General features: G+C 64.1%; 22 protein-coding genes. 9 read left to right on the top strand and 13 right to left on the bottom strand.

Features of this window, described 5'->3' with window-relative positions; all coding sequences use genetic code 11:
• Position 1: 1 nt before the first annotated feature.
• Positions 2-937, bottom strand: coding sequence for a dihydrodipicolinate synthase family protein (locus tag IPM06_09175; GenBank protein MBK8770587.1), 936 nt, complete (start codon positions 935-937; stop codon positions 2-4).
• Positions 938-1037: 100 nt separating this feature from the next.
• Between IPM06_09175 and IPM06_09170 the strand changes: the two genes are divergently transcribed.
• Entirely contained in the window at positions 1038-1796 is a 759-nt protein-coding gene (locus IPM06_09170) for an AraC family transcriptional regulator (GenBank protein MBK8770586.1), read from the top strand.
• Positions 1797-1849: 53 nt separating this feature from the next.
• Here IPM06_09170 and IPM06_09165 read toward each other — a convergent pair whose 3' ends face one another.
• The 4 genes from IPM06_09165 to IPM06_09150 all read right to left on the bottom strand — a co-directional run bounded on the left by IPM06_09165 (position 1850) and on the right by IPM06_09150 (position 5723).
• Positions 1850-2509 carry a L,D-transpeptidase gene (locus tag IPM06_09165; protein ID MBK8770585.1) on the bottom strand — a complete coding sequence of 220 codons (660 nt, stop codon included), beginning with the start codon at positions 2507-2509 and terminating at the stop codon, positions 1850-1852.
• A gap of 81 nt (positions 2510-2590) precedes the next feature.
• A complete protein-coding gene (locus IPM06_09160) occupies positions 2591-3142 on the bottom strand; it encodes a L,D-transpeptidase (protein MBK8770584.1) in 552 nt (183 codons plus the stop codon).
• Between the two features lie 45 nt (positions 3143-3187).
• Complete coding sequence (locus tag IPM06_09155) at positions 3188-4735, bottom strand: trimethylamine methyltransferase family protein (GenBank protein MBK8770583.1); 1548 nt, start codon at positions 4733-4735, stop codon at positions 3188-3190.
• 88 nt (positions 4736-4823) lie between these two features.
• Positions 4824-5723 carry a LysR family transcriptional regulator gene (locus IPM06_09150; GenBank protein MBK8770582.1) on the bottom strand — a complete coding sequence of 300 codons (900 nt, stop codon included), beginning with the start codon at positions 5721-5723 and terminating at the stop codon, positions 4824-4826.
• A 253-nt stretch (positions 5724-5976) separates the two neighbouring features.
• Here IPM06_09150 and IPM06_09145 point away from each other — a divergent pair, with 253 nt between their 5' ends.
• The 6 genes from IPM06_09145 to IPM06_09120 all read left to right on the top strand — a co-directional run bounded on the left by IPM06_09145 (position 5977) and on the right by IPM06_09120 (position 14013).
• Positions 5977-7521, top strand: a complete 1545-nt coding sequence (locus tag IPM06_09145) for an amino acid permease (GenBank protein ID MBK8770581.1) — start codon at positions 5977-5979, stop codon at positions 7519-7521.
• 5 nt (positions 7522-7526) lie between these two features.
• On the top strand, positions 7527-8294 hold the full coding sequence (locus tag IPM06_09140) for an SDR family oxidoreductase (protein MBK8770580.1): 768 nt from the start codon (positions 7527-7529) through the stop codon (positions 8292-8294).
• A gap of 279 nt (positions 8295-8573) precedes the next feature.
• The gene (locus IPM06_09135) at positions 8574-10304 is read left to right on the top strand and encodes an amino acid permease (protein ID MBK8770579.1); all 1731 of its coding nucleotides are present in this window, start codon (positions 8574-8576) and stop codon (positions 10302-10304) included.
• Between the two features lie 70 nt (positions 10305-10374).
• A complete protein-coding gene (locus IPM06_09130; protein ID MBK8770578.1) occupies positions 10375-11730 on the top strand; it encodes an FAD-dependent oxidoreductase in 1356 nt (451 codons plus the stop codon).
• A complete protein-coding gene (locus IPM06_09125) occupies positions 11717-12601 on the top strand; it encodes an NAD(P)/FAD-dependent oxidoreductase (protein ID MBK8770577.1) in 885 nt (294 codons plus the stop codon). The genes IPM06_09130 and IPM06_09125 overlap by 14 nt, the downstream gene beginning before the upstream one ends.
• Positions 12598-14013 carry a glycerol kinase gene (locus IPM06_09120; GenBank protein ID MBK8770576.1) on the top strand — a complete coding sequence of 472 codons (1416 nt, stop codon included), beginning with the start codon at positions 12598-12600 and terminating at the stop codon, positions 14011-14013. The genes IPM06_09125 and IPM06_09120 overlap by 4 nt, the downstream gene beginning before the upstream one ends.
• Before the next feature lies 1 nt (position 14014).
• Here IPM06_09120 and IPM06_09115 read toward each other — a convergent pair whose 3' ends face one another.
• A complete protein-coding gene (locus IPM06_09115) occupies positions 14015-14545 on the bottom strand; it encodes an N-acetyltransferase (GenBank protein MBK8770575.1) in 531 nt (176 codons plus the stop codon).
• 147 nt (positions 14546-14692) lie between these two features.
• Positions 14693-15826, bottom strand: a complete 1134-nt coding sequence (locus IPM06_09110) for a type III PLP-dependent enzyme (GenBank protein MBK8770574.1) — start codon at positions 15824-15826, stop codon at positions 14693-14695.
• Between the two features lie 411 nt (positions 15827-16237).
• Between IPM06_09110 and IPM06_09105 the strand changes: the two genes are divergently transcribed.
• Positions 16238-17092 (top strand): DUF817 domain-containing protein, encoded by an 855-nt coding sequence (locus IPM06_09105; GenBank protein ID MBK8770573.1) that lies wholly within the window; start codon positions 16238-16240, stop codon positions 17090-17092.
• On the opposite strand, the gene IPM06_09100 is transcribed toward IPM06_09105, so the two are convergent.
• The 5 genes from IPM06_09100 to IPM06_09080 form a co-directional block, all read right to left on the bottom strand.
• The gene (locus IPM06_09100) at positions 17075-17695 is read right to left on the bottom strand and encodes a CDP-alcohol phosphatidyltransferase family protein (protein MBK8770572.1); all 621 of its coding nucleotides are present in this window, start codon (positions 17693-17695) and stop codon (positions 17075-17077) included. The two genes, IPM06_09105 and IPM06_09100, sit on opposite strands and share 18 nt — an antisense overlap.
• On the bottom strand, positions 17688-18335 hold the full coding sequence (locus IPM06_09095; protein MBK8770571.1) for an ATP-binding cassette domain-containing protein: 648 nt from the start codon (positions 18333-18335) through the stop codon (positions 17688-17690). Before IPM06_09095 ends, IPM06_09100 begins: the two co-directional genes overlap by 8 nt.
• On the bottom strand, positions 18332-19939 hold the full coding sequence (locus IPM06_09090) for an ABC transporter permease (GenBank protein ID MBK8770570.1): 1608 nt from the start codon (positions 19937-19939) through the stop codon (positions 18332-18334). Before IPM06_09090 ends, IPM06_09095 begins: the two co-directional genes overlap by 4 nt.
• A complete protein-coding gene (locus IPM06_09085) occupies positions 19939-21126 on the bottom strand; it encodes an ABC transporter substrate-binding protein (protein ID MBK8770569.1) in 1188 nt (395 codons plus the stop codon). Before IPM06_09085 ends, IPM06_09090 begins: the two co-directional genes overlap by 1 nt.
• Positions 21127-21213: 87 nt before the next feature.
• Positions 21214-22203 (bottom strand): D-glycerate dehydrogenase, encoded by a 990-nt coding sequence (locus tag IPM06_09080; GenBank protein ID MBK8770568.1) that lies wholly within the window; start codon positions 22201-22203, stop codon positions 21214-21216.
• A gap of 262 nt (positions 22204-22465) precedes the next feature.
• Between IPM06_09080 and IPM06_09075 the strand changes: the two genes are divergently transcribed.
• Complete coding sequence (locus tag IPM06_09075; GenBank protein ID MBK8770567.1) at positions 22466-23002, top strand: SH3 domain-containing protein; 537 nt, start codon at positions 22466-22468, stop codon at positions 23000-23002.
• Between the two features lie 28 nt (positions 23003-23030).
• Here IPM06_09075 and IPM06_09070 read toward each other — a convergent pair whose 3' ends face one another.
• Complete coding sequence (locus IPM06_09070) at positions 23031-23438, bottom strand: transcriptional repressor (protein MBK8770566.1); 408 nt, start codon at positions 23436-23438, stop codon at positions 23031-23033.
• Positions 23439-23475 lie beyond the last annotated feature (37 nt).

Raw genomic sequence — 23475 nt, 5'->3', positions numbered from 1 at the left:
ATCAGCCGCGGCCCGGCCAGTTGGCGTACCAGTCCTTGAACAGCTTGTATTGCGTGTCGGCATAGTGCTGCTGGCTGGCCGAGAGCTCGTCGCTGGCGATGAAGTGGCGGCCGTATTCGGCAAAGCCGGCCAGCACCATCAGGCGCTTGTAGTAGAGCACGAGATCGGTGCCCTCGTCGTAGGACGACAGCACGCCGAGCGCCTGCTCCAGTTCAAGGGCGAGACGGCGCGAGTCCGCATCGCCCGTGGCGGCGCGGGTGCACAACTCCACAAGCCGCAGCACTTCGCGCGGCAGAACATTGCCGATCCCGGTGATGGCGCCGGTCGCACCGCAATTCACGAAGCCGTGGAAGACCTGCGTATCAACACCCACCATCAAGGTGAGGGACGTGTCGCGGCCGGTGATGTGTTCAGCGGCGTAGCGGAGTGCCGCCGCACCACCGAATTCCTTGAAGCCCACGAGGTTGGCGTGTTTTTCGCGCAACGCAAAGAAGAGGTCGGCGCGCGTTTCGTAGCCGTAGTGCGGGCTGTTGTAGATGACCGAGGGAAGGCCTTCGCCCGCGTTGAGAACAGCTTCGAAGTGCGCTTTCTGGGCGGCGACGGAGGTTCCCCGCGAGAGCACGCGCGGAATGATCATGAGGCCTTTGGCGCCGACTTTCCTTGCGTGGGCCGCGAGTGCGGCGGCGCGCATGGAATTCTGGGCCCCGGTGCCAACAATCACGGGAATGCCGGCTTTCACCAGTTTCGCCACGCCTTCCATCCGCTGCTCATCGGTCAGGAGCGGCCAGTCGCCCATGGAACCGCAATAGACAACCGCCGACATGCCTTCGGAGATCATGTGCTTGCCCATGCGGACAAGGGCCTCGAAATCGGGGCTGCCGTCTGCCGCGCAGGGCGTCATGAGAGCTGGGATGGTGCCGCTGAAGATGTTGGTCATGGGTGAACTCCGGTTGCCGCGCACACTAATGGAAGCGCCTTCATGCGTCTTGCAGGATTGACTGGCGGCGACTGCGGAATCGGCACAAAATCATCCCGTCATGCCAGCCCGCCGCCGTTCCCCTGGTCCACAACCTCTGCCGCCGTCCGGTACCCCGGCAGCGCCGCCGTGGCTGGAAGCGCTCTATGATGCGGTGCCGGACACGGTGTTCTTCATCAAGGATGGCACGGGTCGCTACACGTCTGCCAACCAGACGCTTGCGGCGCGCCTTGGCTTGCGCGACGGGCGGGCGCTCATCGGAAAGACGGCGGCGGAGGTCTTCCCCGGCGTGCTGGGGCAGCGTTACGCGGCGCAGGATCTGTCCGTGCTGCAATCGGGCCAGGTGTTGAGCGGCGTGCTGGAACTGCACCTCTATCCGGGCGGCGCGGACGGCTGGTGCCTCACCTGGAAGACGCCTGTCCGTGATGACGGGGGCCACGTCACGGGCCTTGCCGGCCTGTCGCGAGACCTGCCGGCGTGGTCGGTGATGAAGCCTGAAAACCGCAAGCTGGCACGGGTTCTGGATCATGTGCACGATCATCTGGCCCAGCCGCTGCGTCTCCCTGCGCTGGCGCGGATCGCAGACCTCTCCGCCTGGCAACTGGATGCGCGGATGCGGCAATTGTTCGGCGTGTCGATGGCGCAGTTCATCACGCGCACGCGCATCACGCGCGCCTGCCAGCTCTTGCAGGGCGAACGGCAGCCGGTCAGCAGCATTGCGCTTGGTTGCGGCTACAGCGACCAGGCAGCCTTCACCCGCGCATTCCGGCAAGCGACAGGGCTGACGCCGCTGCAATACCGGAACCTCAAGCGTCCGTAATTGTTGAACGCAACTTTCACCCTCAAGCACTCCGCACTTGAGGATTCGCTGCTTTAGAGAACGATCACCTTGGTGCCGACGCGCACCTTCTCGTAGAGCTCGATCACTTCCTTGTTGAGCATGCGGATGCAGCCCGAAGACGCGGCCGTGCCGATCGATTCCGGATGGATGGTGCCGTGAATGCGGAAGCCCGTGTCGCCGCCCTTGTTGAAGAGGTACATGGCGCGCGGGCCCAGCGGATTGATGGGAAGGCCGCCCGGCATGCCACCGGCCCACTTGGCGTATTTCGGTGTGCGCTCGATCATCTCCGGCGGGGGCGTCCACACGGGGTTGACGCGCTTCAGTCCGACGCGCGCCGTGCCAGCCCAAGAGAAGCCCTCCTTGCCGACGGCCACGCCGTAGCGCACGGCCTTGCCGCTGCCGAGGACGAAATAGAGCGCACGCTCGTGAGTCCGGATGATGATGGTGCCGGCCTTTTCACCGCTGGCAAACGTCACCGTTTCGCGGCCCTTGTAGTTCAGCTTCTTGCGGCTGCTGATCTTGACCTTGCGGACCTTGATCTTGCGGGCATCCGTTGCGGTGCGGACGGGTGACTTGCGGCCCCGCTTCTTGGCCCAGATTTCCTCGAAAATGCTGGCCTTGGCATCAGCAGCGCCGAGTGCCACGGCAGCGGCGCCCGACAGGATGGCGGACAGGAAAGAACGGCGTTGCATCAAAATCCCCAGAATGTCCCAGACGAATCGAGTTGCCCCCTCAGGCGAACCGGACGCCTTATAGCCAAACCGGCTGTCCGCTTACAAGACGATGACCTTCGTTCCAATTCTGACGTTATCGTAAAGTTCCATCACCTCTTCATTCAACATCCGAATGCAGCCGGAGGAAGCGGCGGTGCCAATGGAGCCGGGTTCGTTGGTGCCGTGGATGCGGAACATGGTGTCGCGGCCATTGGCGAAAAGGTAAAGCGCCCGCGCGCCCAGGGGATTTTCCGGGCCGCCCGGCATGCCATCGGCCCATTCCGCAAGTTCGGGCCTGCGGCGGATCATGCTGGCGGGGGGCGTCCAGGTCGGCCATTCCACCTTGCGGCCCACCTTGGCGATGCCCGCCCAATCGAAGCCCGCCTTGCCCACGGCGACGCCGTAGCGGACCGCCGATTCACGGCCGATCACATGATAGAGTGCGCGTTCGCCGGTGTTGACGATGACGGTGCCGCGCTTTTCAGGGGTGCGGAACTCCACCACCTCCGCGCCGAGATAGACTGGGCGCCGCTTCTTCTTGGTTGCAGCAAGCGCCGGCGAAGCACTCGCAAGCGCCGCCAGTGACCCCAGAATGAAATCCCGCCTGTCCATGATGGCGCGTTCTTAGCGCGTGACTGTTGGCGGGATTGTGGCGGGTCAATCCACCGTGCCGGGCAGTTCGCGTTCGCGGCGGTTGACAAAGTCCTGCAGGGCTTCGGCGACGGCCACATCCATGGCGGGCTTCTCGTAGGCGTTGAGCATGGCGCGGGCCTTCTCGCGGCCACGCGTGTCGTGATCCTTGGCGCCTTCGCTGGACCATTGCTCGTACGAGTTGAAGTCCATGATGGTGGGCATGAAGAAGGCCTTCTCGAAATGCTCGAGCGTATGGGCCGTGCCGAGGAAATGCCCTTGCGGGCCCACTTCGCGCACCGCCGCCATGGCGTCCTTGAAGTCGTCGAACTTGAGGCCACCAGCATACTTATACCAGCCCGCCACCTGTTCGGCGTCGGTCACGAACTTGGAATAGCCGCAGGACAGGCCTGCCTCAAGCCAGCCGGCGGAGTGCCAGATGTAGTTGGCACCGGAGAGCACGGCGGCGTGCATCAGCATGTTGGATTCATAGCCGGCCTGTGCATCGTTGAGCTTGGAACCGACATGGAAGCCGCTGGTGCGCCAGGGCAGCTTGTACTTGCGGGCGAGCTGGCCCATGGCAAACATCATCTGGGCCGCTTCCGGCGTTCCACCCATGGGAGCACCCGACTTCATGTCGACCGCCACCATGAACTGGCCGTAAATCACCGGCGCACCCTTGCGGATGAGCTGGGTGAAGGCAACGCCTGCCAGCGCCTCGGCATTGACCTGCGCCACCGCACCCACGGACGATGCCGAGGTGGACGCACCGCACAGCGCGAAGGGTGCGCAGATCACGGGCTGGTTGTTCGAGGCATAGACGCGCATGGCATCCAGCATGGTCTGGTCCCAGACCAGCGGCGAGTTGCAGTTGGTGATCGAGACGACGACCGTGTTGTCCTTGACGAACTCATCGCCAAAGACGATGCCCGCCATCTTCATCACGTCTTCGGCGCGTTCCTTTTCGGTGACGATGCCCATGAAAGGTTTGTCGCCATAGGTCAGCGCCGACTGGATGATGTGGAGGTGGCGCTTCGGCACCGCGATCTCCATCGGCTCGCAGCAGATCGAGGACATGGAGTGGAGCGACGGCGACATCTGCGCCAGCCTGTGGAAATTGTTGAGGTCGGCAAGCGAGCCGTAGCGGCGCACGTTGTCGAGGTCGCGCACGAAGGGCGCACCATACATGGGAATGAAGATCGAGTTCTTGCCGCCCACCTTCACGGTTCGCTCGGGATTGCGGGCGTGCAGCGTGAACTCGGGGGGCACGGTCGAGATCAGCGACATGAGCAGATTGCGGTCGATGCGGACGCGCGTGCCCTGCACGTCGGCGCCGGCCTTCTTCCACATGGCGGGCGCCTGGTCGTCGCGGAATTCGCAGCCCACCTCCTCGAGGATCTTCATGGATTCCTCGTGGATGAGTTCCACCGCTTCATCGGGCAGGATTTCGTAGGTGGGAATGTTGCGCACCAGCGTGGGGAACGATATCTGCGGCGCGGCCCGCATGGCCCGGCGTCCGTCGCGGCCTCCGCCACGGCGTGAGGTGGGAGCGGACAGTGTGGCGGCTTCGGTCATGGCGTGTATCCCTTGTGTAGGTCCCTTATGCAGCGGCTGCCAATCCCCACTCAATATCCATAAGTGGCATGCTTGCAGTGAGAAAATCTCAATCGATGTTGCGGAGCAACCAGTCGTGGAGGATCCTGGCCTCGGGCGAGGCCCGCTCCAGCGAGTGACAGCAGAGGTAGTAGGAATCAGGCGCGGGCATGCCGAACTCTCCCACCTGGACCAGCGATCCGTCCTTGATCAGCGGGGCAACAAGCCGTTCCCATCCCAGAACAATTCCCTGCCCGTCGCGGGCGGCCTGCACGGCAATGACAAAGCTGTTGAAACGGCGGATGTTGAGTCGCCCCGGCTTGGCGCCGTTGGCGCGGAAGAAATCGGCCCAGGTCGTCCACGTCCAATCCACGCCTTCGACGGAGAGGAGCGGTTGGGCAGCAAGTTCAGCCAATTCCGCGATCTTGCGGCCCGCGAGAAATGCGGGGCTGGCGAGAGCCACGATGCGGTCGTCAAACAGCTTGTGTGCCTCGCCCTCGTCGGGAAAGGGTGCCGTGCCATAACGTGCCCGCAGGTCCACGCGCGTTGACCACCGGTCGTGGCCGCGGTCGGAGATCACGTGATCGACCACGATGTCCTGGTGTTCCTTCCAGAAGCGGGCGAGGCGCGGCATGAGCCAGAACTGGGCAAAGGCGCTGGTGGTGCCGATGCTCACCGTCTTGACGCGGCGTGCGGGGTCCAGGCCCTGCAGGGTTTCTGAGATGTGCTGGAAACTCTCGCGCAGGCTGGCGAGGAGTGCGGCCCCTTCGGCGGTCAAGTCGAGGGCCCGGTGCAGGCGGACGAAGAGGCGCACGCCCACCTCACTTTCCAGCTGCTTGATCTGCTTTGATATGGCGCCGGGCGTCACGTTCAGTTCCGACGCGGCTTCGGTGAAACTCATGTGGCGGCCGGCCGCTTCGAAAGCGGCCAGTCCGTTGAGGGACGGGAAATTATAGGGGCGCCGGACCATGTGATGCGCCATAGCATGAACAGCTCGAGTGAGAAATACTCACACACCGCCTGCGTCAGTCCAGCGCATGACGATCAGGTCCACCGGGTTGTGCACAGGATGAAGAGGACTCGCCTCCGAGTTGACGGCCCCGGCCCTTTCACTCACACTGGAGCGGGGGCTCTCGCTGGGCCCGCCGTTTCGGCAATCAGCGCGAGCGCAAAACACATCAACAATAAATGCCGTTCCACCCCGGAACGGCGGGGAGGCCAGAATGGCTGACAAACACGTGAGCGAGGACAAAAAAATCCTCCACGACATGGGCTATGCGCAGGAACTCGCGCGCAGCATGAACAAGTTTTCGAACTTCGCAATTTCCTTTTCCATCATCTGCATCCTGTCCGGCGGCATCAACTCGCTGGGCCAGGCCACGTCAGGTGCAGGCGGGGCCGCAATCGGCATCGGCTGGCCGGTCGGTGTCGTCATCTCGGGCGTCTTCGCGCTCGCACTGGCACAGATCTCCTCGGCCTACCCGACGGCAGGCGGCCTCTATCACTGGGGCTCGATTCTCGGCAACCGCTTTACCGGCTGGCTCTCGGCCTGGCTCAACCTGCTCGGCCTCGTGACCGTGCTGGGCGCCATCAACGTCGGCACCTTCTATTTCTTCTTCGGCGCCTTCGGCTCGCTGTTCGGCGTGGAAGACACGCTTACGCACCGCGTGGCCTTCGTTGCCATCATCACCATCCTCCAGGCGCTGGTGAACCACTACGGCATCAAGCTCACGGCAAAGCTCACGGACTTCTCGGGATACCTGATCCTTGGAACGTCAGTGCTGCTGACCATCGTGCTTCTCGCCTCCGCCAACAGCTATGACTTCTCGCGGCTGTGGACATTCGGCAACTACACGGGCACCGAAGGTGCATCCGCCGTGTGGCCCGTCGCGGTGGGCGGCCTGATGGCTTTCCTCCTCGGCCTGCTGCTGCCGGTCTATACGATCACCGGCTATGACGCCTCGGCCCATACCGCCGAAGAGACCCACGACGCCGCCCGTTCCGTGCCCTCCGGCATGGTGTCGTCGGTGCTGTGGTCGGGTGTCTTCGGCTGGATCTTCCTCTCGGCCTTCATCCTGATGATCCCGAGCATGGACGATGCGGCGAAGCAGGGCTGGAACGTGTTCTTCTGGGGCATGGACCAGCAGGTGAACCCCACGGTGAAGAACATTCTCTATGTCCTCATCTTCATCAGCCAATGGCTCTGCGGCCTTGCCACAGTCACGAGCGCGTCGCGCATGCTCTATGCCTTCTCGCGTGACGGCGGCATTCCCGGTGCATCCGCGGCGCTCGCCAAGGTAAGCACCTCGCACCGCACACCGGTTGCGGCGATCTGGACGGCCTCGATCCTGTCGATCCTGTTCGTCTGGTTCACCTCAGCCATTACCATCGCCGGAACACCGGCCTATTCGATCGTGGTGTCGTGCACGGTGATCTTCCTGTTCCTGTCGTTTGCCGTGCCGATTGCCCTTGGCATCATCGCCATCGGTGGACCGAAATGGCCGCAGATGGGGCCGTGGAACATGGGCATCGGTACCTACAAGGTGATAGCGGTGCTCTCGCTCCTCGCCATGGTGCTGCTTATCGTCATCGGCGTGCAGCCACCCAACGATTGGGCGCTGGAGATCACGGTGGGCTTCATCATCCTGTCGCTGATCATCTGGTTCGCGTTCGAGAACAAACGCTTCAAGGGTCCGCCCATCGGCGACGAGATCAAGCGCCGGCAGGCCGAAATTGCCAAGCGTGAAGCCAAGTACGGCGAATCGTGACGGCAATGGCTGGAAAGCTCAACAACAAGGTGGCCCTGATTTCCGGCGGGGCCACCGGCATGGGCGGGGCAGCGTCCCGCCTGTTTGCCGCTGAAGGTGCTGCCGTCGGCATTGTCGACATCAATGCGGACGCAGGGCAAGCGGCGGTGGCGGAGATCGAGAAGGCCGGCGGCAAGGCCTGCTTCGTGCAGGCCGATGTCTCGAAGGCCGGCGACGTGACGAAGGCAGTCGAGAAAGTCCGGCAGACGCTGGGTCCCATCACCGTCCTCTTCAATCACGCCGGCTCGATCATCATCAAGCCATTCCTCGACACGACGGAGGCGGACTGGGACCGCCTCACGGACATCAACGTCAAGAGCATGTACCTGATGACGAAGGCCGTACTGCCGCAGATGATCGCGGCGGGCGGCGGGTCGATCGTTTGTACGTCCTCCATCTCCGCCGTCGCGGCAACACCCATGGAAGTGCTCTACAACACGACCAAGGGTGCCTGCCACATGTTCGCCCGCGCCATTGCGGTGGAGTTCCGTGACCGGAACATCCGCTGCAATGCCGTGTGTCCGGGGTTCGTGCGCACACCGCACGGCCTCCGCGAAGTGAAGGAGTTGCAGGCGCTCGGAGTCGACGTCTCGGAAGCTGCCCTCGCCGCCCAGCAGGGCCGCATCTGCGAACCGGAGGAAGTGGCCCGCGCGGCGCTGTTCCTGGCGAGCGAGGATGCGAGTTTCGTCAACGGCGCCCATCTCTTCGTCGACAACGGCTTCACCGCAATCTAGCCGCCGACGGCAGGCGACCCCGACTCAAAACATGGGCGGCACAGTTCTGTGCCGCCCATTTCCATTCCCGATGGAACCTCGATTCTTCCCGTAAAATCTTGAAAATTCAAAGGCTTTACCGCAGTTGCTCAGTGCCTCTGATTGACTGTGACCGCGCTTTCTTCCACTATGGTCGAAGGGGACGTTCACGGCTGGCTCAGGTTTTGGGGGAGGCAGCGGCGGGCAAATCATAAATCAAACAAACAAGCCGTTCCGCCCCGGAGCGGCCGGGAGGCCATTATGGCTGACAAGCATGTACTGACAGAGGACGAAAAGGTCCTCCATCAAATGGGCTATGCCCAGGAACTTCAGCGCCGGATGGGCGCATTCCAGAACTTCGCAATCTCATTCGCCATCATCTGCATTGTTGCCGGCGGCCTCACGGCCTTCCCGGTGGCATTGAGCGCGGGTGGCGGCATGTCCGTCGGCATCGTCTGGGTGCTGGGCTCGATCTTCGCCCTCATCGTGGCGGCTGCCATGGGCCAGATCGCGTCCGCCTATCCGACCGCGGGCGGCATCTATCACTGGGCCTCGCTCCTCGGCGGGCGTGGCTTCGGCTGGGCCGCGGCATGGTTCAACCTGCTCGGCCTCATGTTCGTCGTCTCGTCGGTGAACATGGGTCTGTTCCTCCTCACCCGCGACCTGCTGTTCGCGCAGGTGTTCGGCTGGGACGTGACGCCGTGGGTCTCGACCGGCGAGTTCAGCAGCGGCTGGTGGCGCCAGGTGATGTTCATCGGCGTTGCCACCATCATCCAGGCCCTGATCAACCAGCGCTCGCTGCACTGGACGACCAAGCTCACGGACTGGAGCGGCTACATCATTCTCGCAACTGCGGTGCTGCTGACACTCTCGCTGCTGGCCTTCTCGGAAAGCCATGACGTGAGCCGCCTCTTCACCTTCAAGAACTTCACGGGCGAAGCAGGCGGCAACGTCTGGCCGCTCGCGACCTCCGCTTTCTACGTCTTCCTGCTCGGCCTCCTGCACGTGGTCTACACGATCACCGGCTTCGATGCCTCGGCGCATACGTCGGAAGAAACCATGAATGCCCAGCGCGAAGTGCCGAAGGGCATGCTGCGCTCGGTGTTCTGGTCCTTCGTCTTCGGCTACATCATGGTTGCCGCCATGGTCATGGCCTTGCCGGACCAGAAGGACGCGACGGGTGCCGTCGTGATGGATGGCGTCACTGCCGGTGCTGCCCAAGGCTGGAACGCCTTCAACTGGGTGATCGCCCAGGTGCAGATGCCCAGCATTCTGCGCACCATCATCATCGTCGGCATCGTGGTGTCGAACTTCCTCTGCGCGCTCGCGGGCCTCACCTCCTGCTCGCGCATGCTCTATGCCTTCGCGCGTGACGGTGGCGTTCCTGCCTCCGAGACGCTCAAGAAGGTTGACCACCACCTGCGCACGCCGGGACCTGCGATCTGGGTTGCCGGTGCGCTGGCCTTCGTCGCCACGCTCTACGGCGGCGCCTTCCTCGTGCTGTCCACGGGCTGCGCGGTGTTCCTCTACCTGTCGTACCTGATGCCGATTGCCGCCGCGCTCAAGTCTGAAGCGGCAGGCAACTGGAAGAACAAGGGTCCGTTCAACCTCGGTGGCGCCTCCATGCTCGTTGCGGCGGTGGCCATCATCGGTTGCGCCATCCTGATCTTCGTCGGCGTTCAGCCGCCGCAGGAAAAGGTGGGCTACCTTATCGTCATGATGCTGCTGGCCCTCATCGGCTTCTGGCAGTCGATGGAAGGCCGCATGCCGGTCGGTCTCGTCTTCTCCGTGCTGACGGCTGCTGCCGTCTACTACTTCTGGCACGTGGAAGGCGACAACTTCGGCACCTATGCCGCCGTTGCAGCGCTCGTCATCACTGCGGTACTGGTGTTCATGCTGAACGGCAAGCGCTTCCACGGCCCGCCCGTGGGTGGCGAAATCGCCCAGCGCCAGAGCGAGATCGCCAAGGCCGAAAAGGCCATGGACGCATAAGCCTGCTGACCATTGCAAACAGGAAAGGGTGGCCTTTGGGCCACCCTTTTTTTCGTGCCATAGTCGCGGCATGGACGGCAGATTCGATGTTGCGGTGATCGGGGGCGGTGTGGTGGGACTTGCCATCCTGCGCCGCCTCGCCATGGCGGGGCTGTCCTGCGTGCTGCTGGAAAAAGGTGCCGACATCCTCTCTGGCGCCAGCAAGGGCAACAGTGCGCTGCTGCACACGGGCTTCGATGCGCCTCACGGCAGCACCGAACTCGCCTGCATGCAGGCGGGGCATGCCGAGTATCTCTCCATCCGCGAAAAGCTGAACCTGCCGCTGCTGGAAACATCGGCGCTGGTCGTGGCATGGAGCGAAGAGGAACGCGCCGCCCTTCCCGGCATTGTCGCCAAGGCCCACAAGAATGGCGTCAAGGACGTTGCCTTGCTCACGCGAGCCGAGATGCACCGGCGTGAGCCGCGGCTTGCCGCATCGGCACTGGCGGCGGTGCTGGTACCGGGCGAGCACGTGATCGACCCGTGGTCGTCGCCGCTGGCCTATGCACACCAGGCGATCGCCCATGGTGCCGTCATCCACCGCAAGGCCGAGGTGCGAGGCGCGGAGCTGCGCGGGGGGGCCTGGACGCTTTCCGCAGGTGATGTCACGGTCGAAGCCGCCATCGTGGTCAACGCGGCGGGATTGTTCGGCGATCACGTGGAGGCTTTTGCGCGGGCTTCGCCTTTCCACATCAAGCCGCGCAAAGGGCAGTTCGTGGTCTTCGACAAGCCTGCGGCGCGGCTGGTGCGGGCCATCATCCTTCCTGTTCCCACCGAGCGCACAAAGGGCGTCGTGCTGTTCCGCACCATCTTCGGAAATCTTGCCATCGGCCCCACGGCGGAGGAGGCCGAGGAGCGGGAAGCGGGAACTTGCGATGGGGCTACGTTGCAACGCCTCCAGGCGCGCGCCATCGAGATGGTGCCGGATCTCGCTCACGTGGGCGTGAACGCCATCTATGCGGGCCTCAGGCCCGCGACCGACCACAAGGACTATGTGATCGAAGCGCTGCCGGGTCGGAACTGGATCACCGTCGGCGGCATCCGCTCCACGGGCCTTACGGGATCGCTTGGAATCGCGGGGCAAGTGGAAGCACTCTACGCCCGGCATTTCGGAAAGCTGCCCCGGAAGCCAGCACCGCTGTGGACACCCGTGCCCATGCTGGCGGAACACGACAACCGCCCGTACCAACAGGGCGGCGACATCGTCTGCCATTGCGAATGGGTGACGCGGCAGGAGATCACGGACGCACTTACCGGGCCACTTCCCGCCGGCGATCTCGGCGGACTGAAGCGGCGGACCCGCGCCATGATGGGGCGCTGCCAGGGCTTCAATTGCGGCGCCGAGGTGCGCAGCCTGTTCGAGAAGGCGCCCCATGGAAAAGCATGATGTCGTCATCATCGGCGGCGGACCATCGGGGCTTGCCTGTGCCGTGCAATTGCAGGCCCGCGGCATCCGCGATGTGGTGGTGCTGGAGCGCGAGTCGGAAGCGGGTGGCGTGCCCCGGCACTGCGGCCACTGGGGTTTCGGCTGGGAAAGCCACCGCCGCCTGATGAGCGGTCCGGATTATGCCGCGCGCCTGCGCCGCGATGCGCGCGGCGTGGACGTGCGCACGCAGCATACGGTGGTCGAGATGACATCGCCCACACTGTTGCGCGTGCATGCGCCGCTGACCGGCATCGGCGCCATGGAAGCGAAACATGTGGTGCTGGCGACGGGGGCACGCGAATCCACACGGGCGGCGCGGCTTATCGGCGGTACGCGCTCGACCTCGGTGATGAACACGGGCACGCTGCAACAGCTTGTCTATCTGAAGAGAATGAAGCCCTTCGTGCGGCCCGTGATCATCGGGGCGGAATGGGTGTCTTTCTCGGCGCTGATGACCTGCGCCCATGCGGGTATTCGCCCCGCCGCCATGATCGCCGAACGGCTGGAAGCGCCCCTCGCCTTCCGCTGGGGGGCGCGGCTCCGCTATGGCGTGCCGTTGCTGTTGCAGGCGCGGGTCACGGCCATTCACGGCACGGATGGCGTGACCGGCGTTGAGATTGAACAAGCGGGGCAGCGCCGCACCATCGCCTGCGACGGCGTCATCGTGAGCGGCGCGTTTGTGCCGGAGGATGCGCTTCTTTCGAACACTACCAGCCCTTCGCTGCCCACGCCCACGCGCGTTGGAAATGCCTGGGGTGATCTCAAGACCGCCGGGCGGTGCGTGGCAGAAGCGCGCGGTATCGCCGACCAGATTGCAGGAGCAATGCGATGAAGGTTCTCGCCATCGACCAGGGCACCACGGGCACGAAGGCCTTCACGCTGGATGAAGCGGGCACGTTCACCAAGGTGGCGGGCTTCGAGCATGCGCAACATTATCCGCAACCGGGCTGGGTGGAGCATGATGCGGAGGAATTGCTGTCGCATGTGCAGGCCTGCATCGCGGCGGCGGGGCCTGTTGATGCGATCGGGATCGACAATCAGGGCGAAACACTGGTGGCATGGGACGCGAAGACGGGAAAGCCCTGTCATCGCGCCATCGTCTGGCAGGACGACCGCACCAAGGATGTGACGGAACGGCTGAAGTCTGAGGGGGAGGAGGAGCTGACGCTTGCGCGCGCCGGTCTGCCGCTCGACCCCTATTTCTCGGCCACGAAGATGCGCTGGATCATGGACAACGTGCCCGAGGCGAAGGTCTTGCTCACACAGGGGCGCTTGCGCATTGCCACCAGCGACGCCTTCTTCCTCGACTGGCTGGCGGGCCAATTCGCGACGGATGTCACGACGGCGTCGCGCACCTCGCTCATGTCGCTCGATACGCTGCAATGGGATGATGATCTGCTGAAGCTCTTCGGCATTCCCCGCGAGGTGTTGCCGGATATCCGCGATACGACCGGGCCGTTTGGAAATCACAAGGGCATCGCCATTACGGCGAACCTCGTTGACCAGCAGGCCGCATTGTTCGGGCACGGTTGCGAAAAGCCGGGGGATGCCAAGATCACATTCGGAACGGGCGCCTTTGCCCTCGGCATTGCCGGTGGCAGGCGGCCGCCGCGCGACAACTCGGGATTGGCGGCGACAGTCGCCTGGCGAAAGGGACACTCTGCCGCCGACTTCGCCCTCGATGGCGCCGTCTACAATGCGGCCTCGGCCATCAACTGGGCGCGGTCCATTGGATTGTTTGCGTCCTACGACGAGATCAATGCCTTCGCCGCGCCATCCGCCTTGTCGCGCGGCCTGTGTTTCGTGCCTGCCCTCTCTGGACTCGCCTGCCCGCACTGGGACCGCAACGCTGCGGGACTGTGGATCGGGCTTGGCCTCGACACCACGAGGGCCGATATGATGCAGGCCGTTCTGGAAGGCATTGCCCTTCGTGCTGCGGAGGTGATGCAGGCCATGGCAGCGCTGCTGCCGCTTGGTCCGGCCATCTCCATCGACGGTGGCCTCGCCAACAATGATTACTTCATGCGCTTCCTCGCCAATGCACTGAACCGCACCGTCACCGTGGCATCATCGACCGAACTCACGGCACTGGGCACGGCCCGCATGGCCATGGCCGGGGCGGGTGGGCAGACCTTGCCGCCACTACCCCGCCCCGCCCAGGTGCATCATCCGGAGGCCCCCCTTCCGGATGAGCAGCGCCAGCGCTTCGCCACCGCCGTCGAGCGGGCGAAAGCCTGGCGGTAACTCAGGCTGCGACGGCGCCGCGCAACTGTTCCCGTACGGCACCCGATGCACTCAGCAGGCCTTCCGCGCCATCGAGCGCGCCGGGCGTGAGTTCGAGGCCGAGGAACCGATCACGCTCCACCGGGCCCGGCAGGTGCAGGCTGCGGGTGTGGCTGCCATCAAAACCGAAGCGCGCGTAGTAGGGCGCATCGCCCACCAGCAGCACGGACTCGTGGCCGAGCACGCGCGCGCTGTTGAGGGCGTGCTCCATCAGCTTGCGGCCGATGCCTTTCTTCTGCTGGCGGCAATCGACGGCGAGCGGGCCGAGCAGCAGCGACGGTCCCGCTGAACCGGCGATGATGTTCCACAGGCGAAGGGTGCCGATGACCCGGCCCTTCGCATCAAGGGCTGTGAAGGCCAGGCCCTCCGCCGGCAAACGGCCTTCACGCAGGCGCTCTGAGGTCTTGCGGAGACGTGCCTTGCCGAAGGCCTTGTCCAAAAGGGCTTCGCGGGCAGCGACATCAGAGGCGGTTTCATGACGAATGGTGACCATTGAAAGTCTCCCATGGGAAATGAGATTGAACATGCTTCGAGGCACGGCGTTGCCGTGCTCCTCAGCATGAGGGACGATGGGGGAAAGTCCCTCACCCCGAGGTGCATCGCTCAGCGATGCCGCGAAGGGCGAGGGACGCGCGTGGTGTCAGATCACGTAGGCCCGGAGTGGCGGAAAGCCGTTGAAGGCGACGGCCGCGTAGGTCGTGGTGTAAGCGCCGGCGGCTTCGATCAGCACCTCGTCGCCCACCGTCAGCGTGATCGGCAGCGGATACGGTGTCTTTTCGTAGAGCACATCAGCCGAGTCGCAGGTCGGGCCGGCGATCACGCACGGCTCCTTCACGTCGCCATCGCGGGCGGTGGTGATGGGATAGCGGATCGCCTCGTCCATCGTCTCGGCGAGGCCGCCGAACTTGCCGATGTCGAGATAGACCCAGCGCGTGTCGTCGTTGGCGTGCTTCCTGGAGATGAGCACGACCTCGGCCTTCACCACGCCGGCGTTGCCGACCATGCCACGGCCCGGTTCGATGATCGTCTCGGGCAGGGCATTGCCGAAGTGCTTCGTCAGCGCATCATGGATCGCGTTGGCATAGGTGGACTGGCCCGGTACCGGCTTCAGGTACTTGGTGGGGAAACCGCCGCCGAGGTTGACCATTTCCAGCTTGATGCCGTGGCTCAGCATGCGCTCGAAGATCGCCTTGGCTTCGCCGACGGCCACATCCCAGGCGTCCAGACGCGTCTGCTGCGAGCCGACGTGAAAGGACACTCCATAGGCCTGGAGGCCGAGCGCATGAGCCGAAAGCAGCACGGACTCGGCCATGGCAGGCTCACAACCGAACTTGCGCGAGAGCGGCCATTCGGCGCCAGCGCCATCGGTGAGGATGCGGCAGAACACCTGCGCGCCGGGGGCGGCACGGGCGACCTTCTCCACTTCGGTGTGGCTGTCGACGGCAAAGAGGCGCACACCCATCTCGTAGGCGCGCACGATGTCGCGCTCCTTCTTGATGGTGTTGCCAAAGGAAATGCGGTCAGGCGTGGCACCCGCTGCCAGCGACATTTCGATCTCGGGCACCGAGGCCGTGTCGAAGCACGAGCCCAGCGAGGCGAGGAGCGAGAGCACTTCCGGCGCAGGATTGGCCTTCACCGCATAGAAGATGCGGGTGTCCGGCATGCTGCTGGCAAAGGCCTCATAGTTGTCACGCACGACGTCGAGGTCGACCACGAGGCAGGGGCCTTCGGGCTTTTCACGTCGGAGGAATTCGATGATCTTCGCGGTGGCCATGGACGTGATCCCTTCAAGAGCAGACGTTGAAATGCCAGACCAGAACTCCGTGCAGGCGCGATGGAGACGCCAACTGGGAACCCAGACCGGTTTTCGCTTCTGATTGATTGGGATGGCCCAATCGCACATCGAGCAGACTTGTGTTTGCCTCAAGTGACACTGGCGTTTGGACACACCAGCAGAGACGAGAAGCCCTCACCGTCGTTACTTTGGGGATCACCTTCACGCGGGAAGAAATCACCTTAGCGGCACGTGCGACTTTGGACGGGTGCGCATATGATGGAGTCGCCCGTCGCAATCAAGATTTTTTTTGGCTTCACCGAGATTTTTTTGCGGGCCGTACCGGACGCGGCTCCGCCGCCACCTTTCAACCACAGAGCGCGTGAGAGTGGAGACGGGAACGGACGGCGCATGGCGGAACGGACAAGCCTGGAAGCGAGAATCGATGCGGCGGCACATGGCGTGCTGGCACGCCTGCCGCAGCACGGTCTGGCGGGGGCGGCGATCGAGTTCCTTGTCTTCGGCCTGAAGCAGGCCTGGGCCTGCCTGTTCGGCGGCCTGTTGCTGGGCCTCATCATGCTCTCCGCCGTGGCCTGGCCCGCCCAGGCAGGCGTGGCCCGCTATGATGCCCTGTTCGTGGCCGCCCTGCTGCTGCAGGCAGCCATGCTCGCCTTCCGCCTGGAGAAACCGTCGGAGGCCGTGGTTATCTTTCTCTTTCATGCTGTGGGCACTGGCATGGAACTGTTCAAGACGCACATGGGGTCGTGGACCTATCCCGAAGAGAACGTGTTGCGGCTCGCGGGCGTACCGCTCTTCTCCGGCTTCATGTATGCGGCCGTCGGCTCTTATCTGGCGCGGGTGACACGGATCTTCGACTTCCGCTTTTCCAACTACCCGCCCGCCTCCGCCACGCTGCTGCTGGCCGTTGGCATCTATGCCAATTTCTTCACGCACCATTTCCTGTGGGATCTGCGCTGGCTGCTGTTTGCGGCCACGGCCCTGCTCTTCTGGCGCTGTTCGGTTCACTACAAGGTGTTCCGTTTCCGGCACAGGATGAACATGCTGCTGGGATTCTTCCTGGTGGCGCTGTTCATCTGGCTCGCGGAGAACATCGCCACGGCGTCGCACATCTGGCTCTATCCGAACCAGCAGGCGGGCTGGCAACTCGTCTCGCTGGGGAAGTTCACCTCATGGTACCTGCTGATGATCATTTCCTTCGTGCTGGTGAACCTGGTGCACAGGCCCAAGTCATTTGACGCCGCCTGAACCGAAGGCCTGCCAGCCCGCCGCCATGCGCGTCGCCGTGGTGACACAGCAGAGGGCGGCGTAGACATAGGCCAGGAGCGGGAAGTGGGCCGGCCACAGGCACATGGCCACGAAGCACAGCACCGTCTCGAAACCTTCGGTCAGCCCGCCCAGATAGTAGAAGGACTTCGACGGGTAGTCCGTGCTCTTGTCGCCGCGCTTTTCCGCCATGATGGCGTAGGCGAGAAAGGTGACGCCGGTGCCGATGAAGGCCGCCAGCAGGACTGCGGCGGGCAGCGCATTCTGCGGCGGGTTGCAGAGCGCGAAAGCCAGCGGCACGCCGGCATAGAAGAAGAAGTCGAGGGTAATGTCGAGGAAGGCGCCGCGGTCAGTTGCCACGCCCTTCCGCGCCAGTGCGCCGTCGAGGCCATCGCAGAGGCGATTCACCAGCAACGGGATGATCGCCCACCTGATCTCGCCTGCCACGATCAGGAGGGCGGCGAGCATGCCGAAGGCGAAGCCGAACAGGCTGACGTGATCCGCGGTGATGCCGCGCTCATTCAACCGCCGGGCAACGCCTTCCACCGCGGGCCGGGTGAGTGCGAGAATCTGGCGGTCAAACATGGTGCATGTCTCCCTGCGCCGAGATGGTCAGCACCCGCCCGCCCGGCGGCACATCGGCACGGTCGTGGGTCACGAGAACTGCCGGCACCTGGCGTTCGCGGATGTGATCGCAGGTGAAGCTGCGGATGGTGCTGCGCAAGTCCTGGTCGAGGCGCGAGAAGGGTTCGTCGAGCAGAACGGCGGCGGGGCCGGAGAGCAGCGTGCGCATCAGCGCCACGCGGGCGCGCTGGCCACCGGAGAGTGTCTGCGGTGCGCGGTCCGCATAGCCGTCGAGGCCTGCGTCTGCCAGGGCCTGCCGCATCATCTCCAGCCGGACCTCGCGGCGCGCAGCCGGAATGGCGAACAGCAGGTTTTCGCCCACCGTCATGTGGGGAAAGAGGTAGTCGTCCTGAAACAGGCGGCCGATGCGGCGGCGTTCAGGCGCCATGCCAATCACATTCAGGCCGTTCAACAGGACCTCGCCTGCGCCCTGCATCGCGCCGGCAAGATCGCCGCCGATCCAGGCGAGCAAGGCGGATTTGCCGCTGCCGCTTGGCCCCATGATGGTCAGGATTTCACCCGCCTGCACCGACACGGAGAAGGGCCGGATCAGGGGCATGCCCCGCAGGCTCACGGCAACGTCGCGCAGGACAAGCGTCATGGCGTGCTCCAGCGGGACCGGCCTTCGCGAGCAGCGATCAAGAATGCACCGAGCGGCAGCGCCATGAGGGCGATGCCATAGACGGCCAGCAAGGGGCGGTTGCCGCCCGACGACAACGTCACGGCCTCCATGGGCAAGGTGGAGAAGCGGCCGGCGGCGGCGAGTTGCGCAGGAACATACTGGCCGACCGACACCGCGAAGCCCACGGCTGCCGCCGCCCACACGGGCCCCTTCAGCATCGGCCACTTGACCCGCCAGAGGAAGCGGGCACGGCCTTGCTGCAAGCCCGCGGCAACCACCGCCCACTGCGTTCCGTAGGCGCGATAGGGCCGCGCCAGCAACAGGAACACATAGGCGCATACGGGCACGGCATGGGCAGTCCAGAGCGCCACCGCCGTTCCCGTGAGGTCGAGGGCCAGGAAGGCGCGGTACTCACCCAAGGCGATCAGCAGCATGGGAATCGTGACGGCGGCGAGCGCCGAGAGGTTCATCGCCCTGTCCGTCGCGCACGGGGCCCATTCGAGCCAGATCACCGTCGCCCCGACGGCGAAAGCCGTGGTGGAGAGGGCGAGCGCCATGCTCGTCATCACCGGGCGCGGGTCGGACAGCAGATGGGTCCAGGCGTGGAGAGTCGAAACGTTCGGCAGCAGATATGGAAACGGCCACTGCGCCGCCACGGACTGCAGCAGCAAGACTGCTGCAACGGCAACATAGATGGCAAGAAGCGCTGGCCACAGCAGCCACGCGGCCCCGCCATGCCCTGCCCCGTGCCGTGGAGAGGCGGCGTAGAAACGGTGCAGATGGGTGCGCGAGAATATCAGCACGACGGACGCAGCGGCGAGAATTGCCGCCACGACAGCGCACAGCACAAGAACACCCGCAGCGCCACGTGCCACCGTTGCAGGTTCGGCGTCGGAGAGGTCGGTCCAGGCCAGTTGCGCCAGCGTGGGCGGCTGGGTGGGCCCGATCACCAGCGCCATGTCGACGACAGTCATGCCATAGGCCAGCACGGCAATGAGCGGCCCCAGCGCTTGCGGCAGAAGTTGCGGAACAATCACGCGGAGGAAGGTGGAGGCCTCGCCATGACCGAGGCTGCGGGCCACGGCGCGCTGTCCTGCAAATCCGGCCGCAAGATCCTCCCGCGCGAGAAGGCTGGCAAAGGCCCAGACGAGGAATGGCGTTTCCTTCAGGACAAGGGCCGCCGCGAGGGCGAGGCCCCAGGGGTCCTGCGTGGTCACCCACTGGGGCGGCATCGTCCAGCCAGCGGCCAGAGCCACGGCGCGGGCGAGCAATCCCGCCGGCATGATGAGGAAGGCAAGTCCGATGGCAAACGACACATGCGGCACAGCGAGGAACAATCCCGCACGCGAAGACAGGTGTTTGCCTTTCGCCGCAAAGATTATCCCGAGCGCCAGCACGAGCGACCCTGCGGTGCTGGCGAGACCCGTGGCAAGTGACAACGCAAGCGCACCCCAAAATTGCGGATGATTGGCGAGTGCGCGGAAGGAGTCGAGGTCAGCAACACCGGGCAGGATAAACAGCAAAGACGCCAACAACGGCAGGAGAAGAACCACGGCAAGAGGCAAGGTTGCGAGCGTGCGCATCACCCGTTGCCGTAGCGACTGAGCCAGGCCTTCTCGATAAGCGGCACCCACGAGGCGCGCGGTTCCAGAAGTGCCGGCCCCGGCAAGCTCACGCTGCCCGGTGCAGCGGCACTGGCGAAGGCCGCCTGATCTTCGGCGGAAAGTTTTTCAACTGCAAGAACAGTGGGATCGCCCCAGATCTTGATATCATTCTTGCGCGCCTGGGCTTGCGGCGAGAGGAGGAAATTGGCGAGGACTTCAGCACCGGCACGGGCGCGGGCATTCACGGGTATGGCCACAAAATGCGTGTTGCCGATGGTGCCCTTCTCATGCTGCCACGCCACCGTTGTTGCAGGCATCGTGCCTGCAGCCACGAGATTGGCAGGCTCATTGGGGTTGAAGGTGAGGCCCACGAGAAGCTCTCCATCCGCCACCATCTGCGTGACCTCGGCTTGTGATTTCGGGAATTGCTTTCCGGCGCGCCAGCAATGCGGGTGCAAGTCGTCGAGGAATGAAAACGACTCCGGCCGCACCTGTGCGTCGACCGGGTCGCGATAGAGCGCGTTGCGATCCACCGCCTGCTCCAGCATGACCTGCTTCAGGAACGTGGTGCCGTGAAAGTCTGGCGGCGCGGGATAGGTGACGCGGCCCGGATTGGCTTTTGCGAAAGCGAGCAACGCCTTCATGCCGCGCGGAGGGTCGGCAACCCTTGCCCCATCGGCAAAGAAGGTGAGCTGCGCCATGCCCCAGGGCGACTCCAGACCATCGACGCTTTCGGCGAAGTCCTGCCGGGTCGTGGGCTTTCCATCGACATCGACGTAGCGATAGTTCGGCAAGGTTTCCGAGAAGGGACCGAACAGCAGCTTCCCCTTCTTCATCAGGCTGAAGTTCTCGCCGTTGATCCATACGAGGTCGACAGAGCCATCGCGCTTGCCCGCTGCCACTTCATCGCGCACGCGCTTCACCACTTCGGCGGTGTCGGTGATCTTGACGTGTTCAACGGTGATGCCAAAGCGCGATTTCATCTCGCCTGCGGCCCAGCCGATGTAGGCATTGATGGGTTCGGAGCCGGCCCAGGCGTTGAAATAGACGGTCTGGCCCTTGGCCTCCGCCTCCGTTCCGGACCAGTCGGCCGCGAGCGCCTGTCCTGCGCGGGGCAGGAAAAGGCCAGCGGCCGAGGTTCCGATGAATTGGCGGCGGTTCAGCATCATGTCACTCCGGTTGTGACACTCTCATACGCAGAAACGTGGAGCAAGAAAGTCACGCCTCACCGCGCGGGCTTCAGGTTTTCGTGATCAGAGCATGCCCGGCAGAACGCGGTCTGGGGGCTTGTGGCCATCGGCCCAGGTCTTGATGTTGATGATGACCTTCTCGCCCATGTCGATACGGCCTTCGATGGTGGCAGAGCCCATGTGCGGCAGCAGCACCACGCGGCTCGATGCCAGCAGCTTCGGGTTCACGGCCGGTTCGTGTTCGAACACGTCCAGCCCCGCGCCGCCAAGTTCGCCTGCCTCCAGCATGCGGGCGAGGGCATTCTCGTCGATCACTTCGCCCCGCGCCGTGTTCACCAGGAAGGCGTCCTTCTTCATCATCCTCAGGCGGCGGGCCGAGAGGAGATGGAAGGTTGCAGGCGTATGGGGGCAGTTGACCGAGACGATGTCCATGCGGGCAAGCATCTGGTCGAGGCTTTCCCAATAGGTGGCGCCGAGTTCCTCCTCGGTCTTGGGATGGACGCGCTTGCGGTTATGGTAGTTGATCGAGAGGCCGAAGGCCTTGGCGCGGCGGGCGAGAGCCGTGCCGATCCGTCCCATGCCGATGATGCCGATCTTCTTGCCCCAGATGCGGTTGCCCAGCATCCAGGTGGGCGACCAGCCCTTCCATCGCGCCGGATCGGCGAGGGCCCGCGATCCTTCCATCATGCGCCGCGACACGGCGATGATGAGGCCCATGGTCATGTCCGCAGTATCTTCGGTGAGCACGCCCGCCGTGTTGGTGACGGTGATGCCGCGCGCCAGTGCGGTCTCCACATCGATGTTGTCCACGCCATTGCCGAAATTGGCGATGAGCTTGAGACGGGGGCCGGCCTGCAGGATCACCGACTTGTCGATGCGGTCCGTGACCGTCGGCACCAGCACGTCAGCGTCCTTGGCGGCCTGCACCAGCGCGGCATGGTTCATGGCCACGTCGCTGGTGTTGAAGCGGGCATTGAACAGCTCCGCCATGCGGGCTTCGACAGCTTCCGGCAGTTTGCGCGTGACGATGACGGTGGGCTTGGAAGAGGGCATCCGGTATCCAGAAAAACGGCAATTTCAACGCAATCTTAACCTTGAAAGCGCCATGTAGGGAGTAGCCCAAAGGCTGAGGTGGCGACAAGGTTGATCTTGCGTCGGCTTGACCGCTTCAGCTTTGGCGCAAGGGCCCCGCGCCCGCAACACCAAAGGCCATCTGTCTGTTATGTCGCTGCGTTTGTACCCTGCGTTTGCTGTCGCATCCCTTCTCGCGCTGGCCCTTGCCAGTGCAGGCACATCCTACGGCCTTGCCAGCCTGATGAACCGGAAGTCCACGGAAGCCGCCCAGAGCCGCTCCACCGCCGGCGACATCACCGCTTCCCTCGGGTCCGCAAAGGCGCCCGCCAAGGACAAGGAGGCCGATGGCACCGGCCTGCCGCTTCCCCGCTTCGTCTCCCTCAAGGCCGACAAGGTGAACGTGCGTCGCGGTCCCTCGAGCGATCATCCCGTGGCTTTCGTGTTCCAGCGCAAGGGGATGCCCGTCGAGATCACCGCGGAATTCGAGAATTGGCGCAAGATCCGCGACAGCGACGGCGCCGAAGGCTGGATCCTGCAGAGCATGCTCTCCGGCCGCCGCAATGCCTTTGTCGCCGCCTGGAGCGGCAATGACATGCCGCTTGATCTTCATGATGCGAAGGCCGCGAAAAGCGGCGTGACAGCACGACTCTCGCCCGGCGTTCTGGCCAGCATCGGCACCTGCGATGGCCGCTGGTGCGAAATCACGGCCGGTGACTACGAAGGTTATGCCGAACAGAACCGCCTGTGGGGCGTATATCCCGGCGAAGTGGTGGACTGAGCCGCCTCAGGTTCTTCCCAGGCTGTTTTCAGGCGTCCTTGAGACGCACGATCACGTCAATGCGGTCGATGACCTTGCCCTTGGGCGCTTCAGGCAGTCCGACGACACGCAAGTCAGCCAGATCAATGTCCATCAGCTGGTGCTTCTCATCGTCGAAGAAGTGATAGTGGTTGGACGTGTTGGTGTCGTAGTAGCTGCGGTCGCCCTCGATGGCGATTTCGCGCAAGAGTCCTGCCGCCTTGAACTGGTTCAGCGTGTTGTAGACGGTGGCCAGTGACACCGGCACCTTGGCGGCCCGGGCCTCGGCATGGAGGTCTTCGGCGCAGAGGTGGCGGTCGCCTTTGGAAAAGAGCAGATCGCCCAAGGCAAGGCGCTGCTGCGTGGGACGGAGCCCCACAGCGCGCAACCGTTCAGCAAGGTGCAGTCTGCCTGTCATGTTTCCTCATATAGCGTGGGGGCGCGCGAATTGCAAA

It is taken from the genome of Hyphomicrobiales bacterium, from assembly GCA_016710435.1.
Classification (GTDB): Bacteria; Pseudomonadota; Alphaproteobacteria; order Rhizobiales; family Aestuariivirgaceae; genus Aestuariivirga.
Note: the sequence above shows the minus strand (reverse complement) of the source record. Positions and strands in the feature narration are given on the sequence as shown.

What these genes read in the sequence shown, in the direction of transcription:
- IPM06_09090 (MBK8770570.1), bottom strand. Translation starts at nt 19,939, where the DNA reads ATGCGCACGCTCGCAACCTTGCCTCTTGCCGTGGTTCTTCTCCTGCCG.
- IPM06_09115 (MBK8770575.1), bottom strand. Translation starts at nt 14,545, where the DNA reads ATGGTCACCATTCGTCATGAAACCGCCTCTGATGTCGCTGCCCGCGAA.
- IPM06_09070 (MBK8770566.1), bottom strand. Translation starts at nt 23,438, where the DNA reads ATGACAGGCAGACTGCACCTTGCTGAACGGTTGCGCGCTGTGGGGCTC.
- IPM06_09080 (MBK8770568.1), bottom strand. Translation starts at nt 22,203, where the DNA reads ATGCCCTCTTCCAAGCCCACCGTCATCGTCACGCGCAAACTGCCGGAA.
- IPM06_09175 (MBK8770587.1), bottom strand. Translation starts at nt 937, where the DNA reads ATGACCAACATCTTCAGCGGCACCATCCCAGCTCTCATGACGCCCTGC.
- IPM06_09075 (MBK8770567.1), top strand. Translation starts at nt 22,466, where the DNA reads ATGAACCGGAAGTCCACGGAAGCCGCCCAGAGCCGCTCCACCGCCGGC.
- IPM06_09130 (MBK8770578.1), top strand. Translation starts at nt 10,375, where the DNA reads ATGGACGGCAGATTCGATGTTGCGGTGATCGGGGGCGGTGTGGTGGGA.
- IPM06_09160 (MBK8770584.1), bottom strand. Translation starts at nt 3,142, where the DNA reads ATGGACAGGCGGGATTTCATTCTGGGGTCACTGGCGGCGCTTGCGAGT.
- IPM06_09105 (MBK8770573.1), top strand. Translation starts at nt 16,238, where the DNA reads ATGGCGGAACGGACAAGCCTGGAAGCGAGAATCGATGCGGCGGCACAT.
- IPM06_09125 (MBK8770577.1), top strand. Translation starts at nt 11,717, where the DNA reads ATGGAAAAGCATGATGTCGTCATCATCGGCGGCGGACCATCGGGGCTT.
- IPM06_09140 (MBK8770580.1), top strand. Translation starts at nt 7,527, where the DNA reads ATGGCTGGAAAGCTCAACAACAAGGTGGCCCTGATTTCCGGCGGGGCC.
- IPM06_09110 (MBK8770574.1), bottom strand. Translation starts at nt 15,826, where the DNA reads ATGGCCACCGCGAAGATCATCGAATTCCTCCGACGTGAAAAGCCCGAA.
- IPM06_09135 (MBK8770579.1), top strand. Translation starts at nt 8,574, where the DNA reads ATGGCTGACAAGCATGTACTGACAGAGGACGAAAAGGTCCTCCATCAA.
- IPM06_09150 (MBK8770582.1), bottom strand. Translation starts at nt 5,723, where the DNA reads ATGGTCCGGCGCCCCTATAATTTCCCGTCCCTCAACGGACTGGCCGCT.
- IPM06_09095 (MBK8770571.1), bottom strand. Translation starts at nt 18,335, where the DNA reads ATGACGCTTGTCCTGCGCGACGTTGCCGTGAGCCTGCGGGGCATGCCC.
- IPM06_09100 (MBK8770572.1), bottom strand. Translation starts at nt 17,695, where the DNA reads ATGTTTGACCGCCAGATTCTCGCACTCACCCGGCCCGCGGTGGAAGGC.
- IPM06_09085 (MBK8770569.1), bottom strand. Translation starts at nt 21,126, where the DNA reads ATGCTGAACCGCCGCCAATTCATCGGAACCTCGGCCGCTGGCCTTTTC.
- IPM06_09145 (MBK8770581.1), top strand. Translation starts at nt 5,977, where the DNA reads ATGGCTGACAAACACGTGAGCGAGGACAAAAAAATCCTCCACGACATG.
- IPM06_09170 (MBK8770586.1), top strand. Translation starts at nt 1,038, where the DNA reads ATGCCAGCCCGCCGCCGTTCCCCTGGTCCACAACCTCTGCCGCCGTCC.
- IPM06_09120 (MBK8770576.1), top strand. Translation starts at nt 12,598, where the DNA reads ATGAAGGTTCTCGCCATCGACCAGGGCACCACGGGCACGAAGGCCTTC.
- IPM06_09155 (MBK8770583.1), bottom strand. Translation starts at nt 4,735, where the DNA reads ATGACCGAAGCCGCCACACTGTCCGCTCCCACCTCACGCCGTGGCGGA.
- IPM06_09165 (MBK8770585.1), bottom strand. Translation starts at nt 2,509, where the DNA reads ATGCAACGCCGTTCTTTCCTGTCCGCCATCCTGTCGGGCGCCGCTGCC.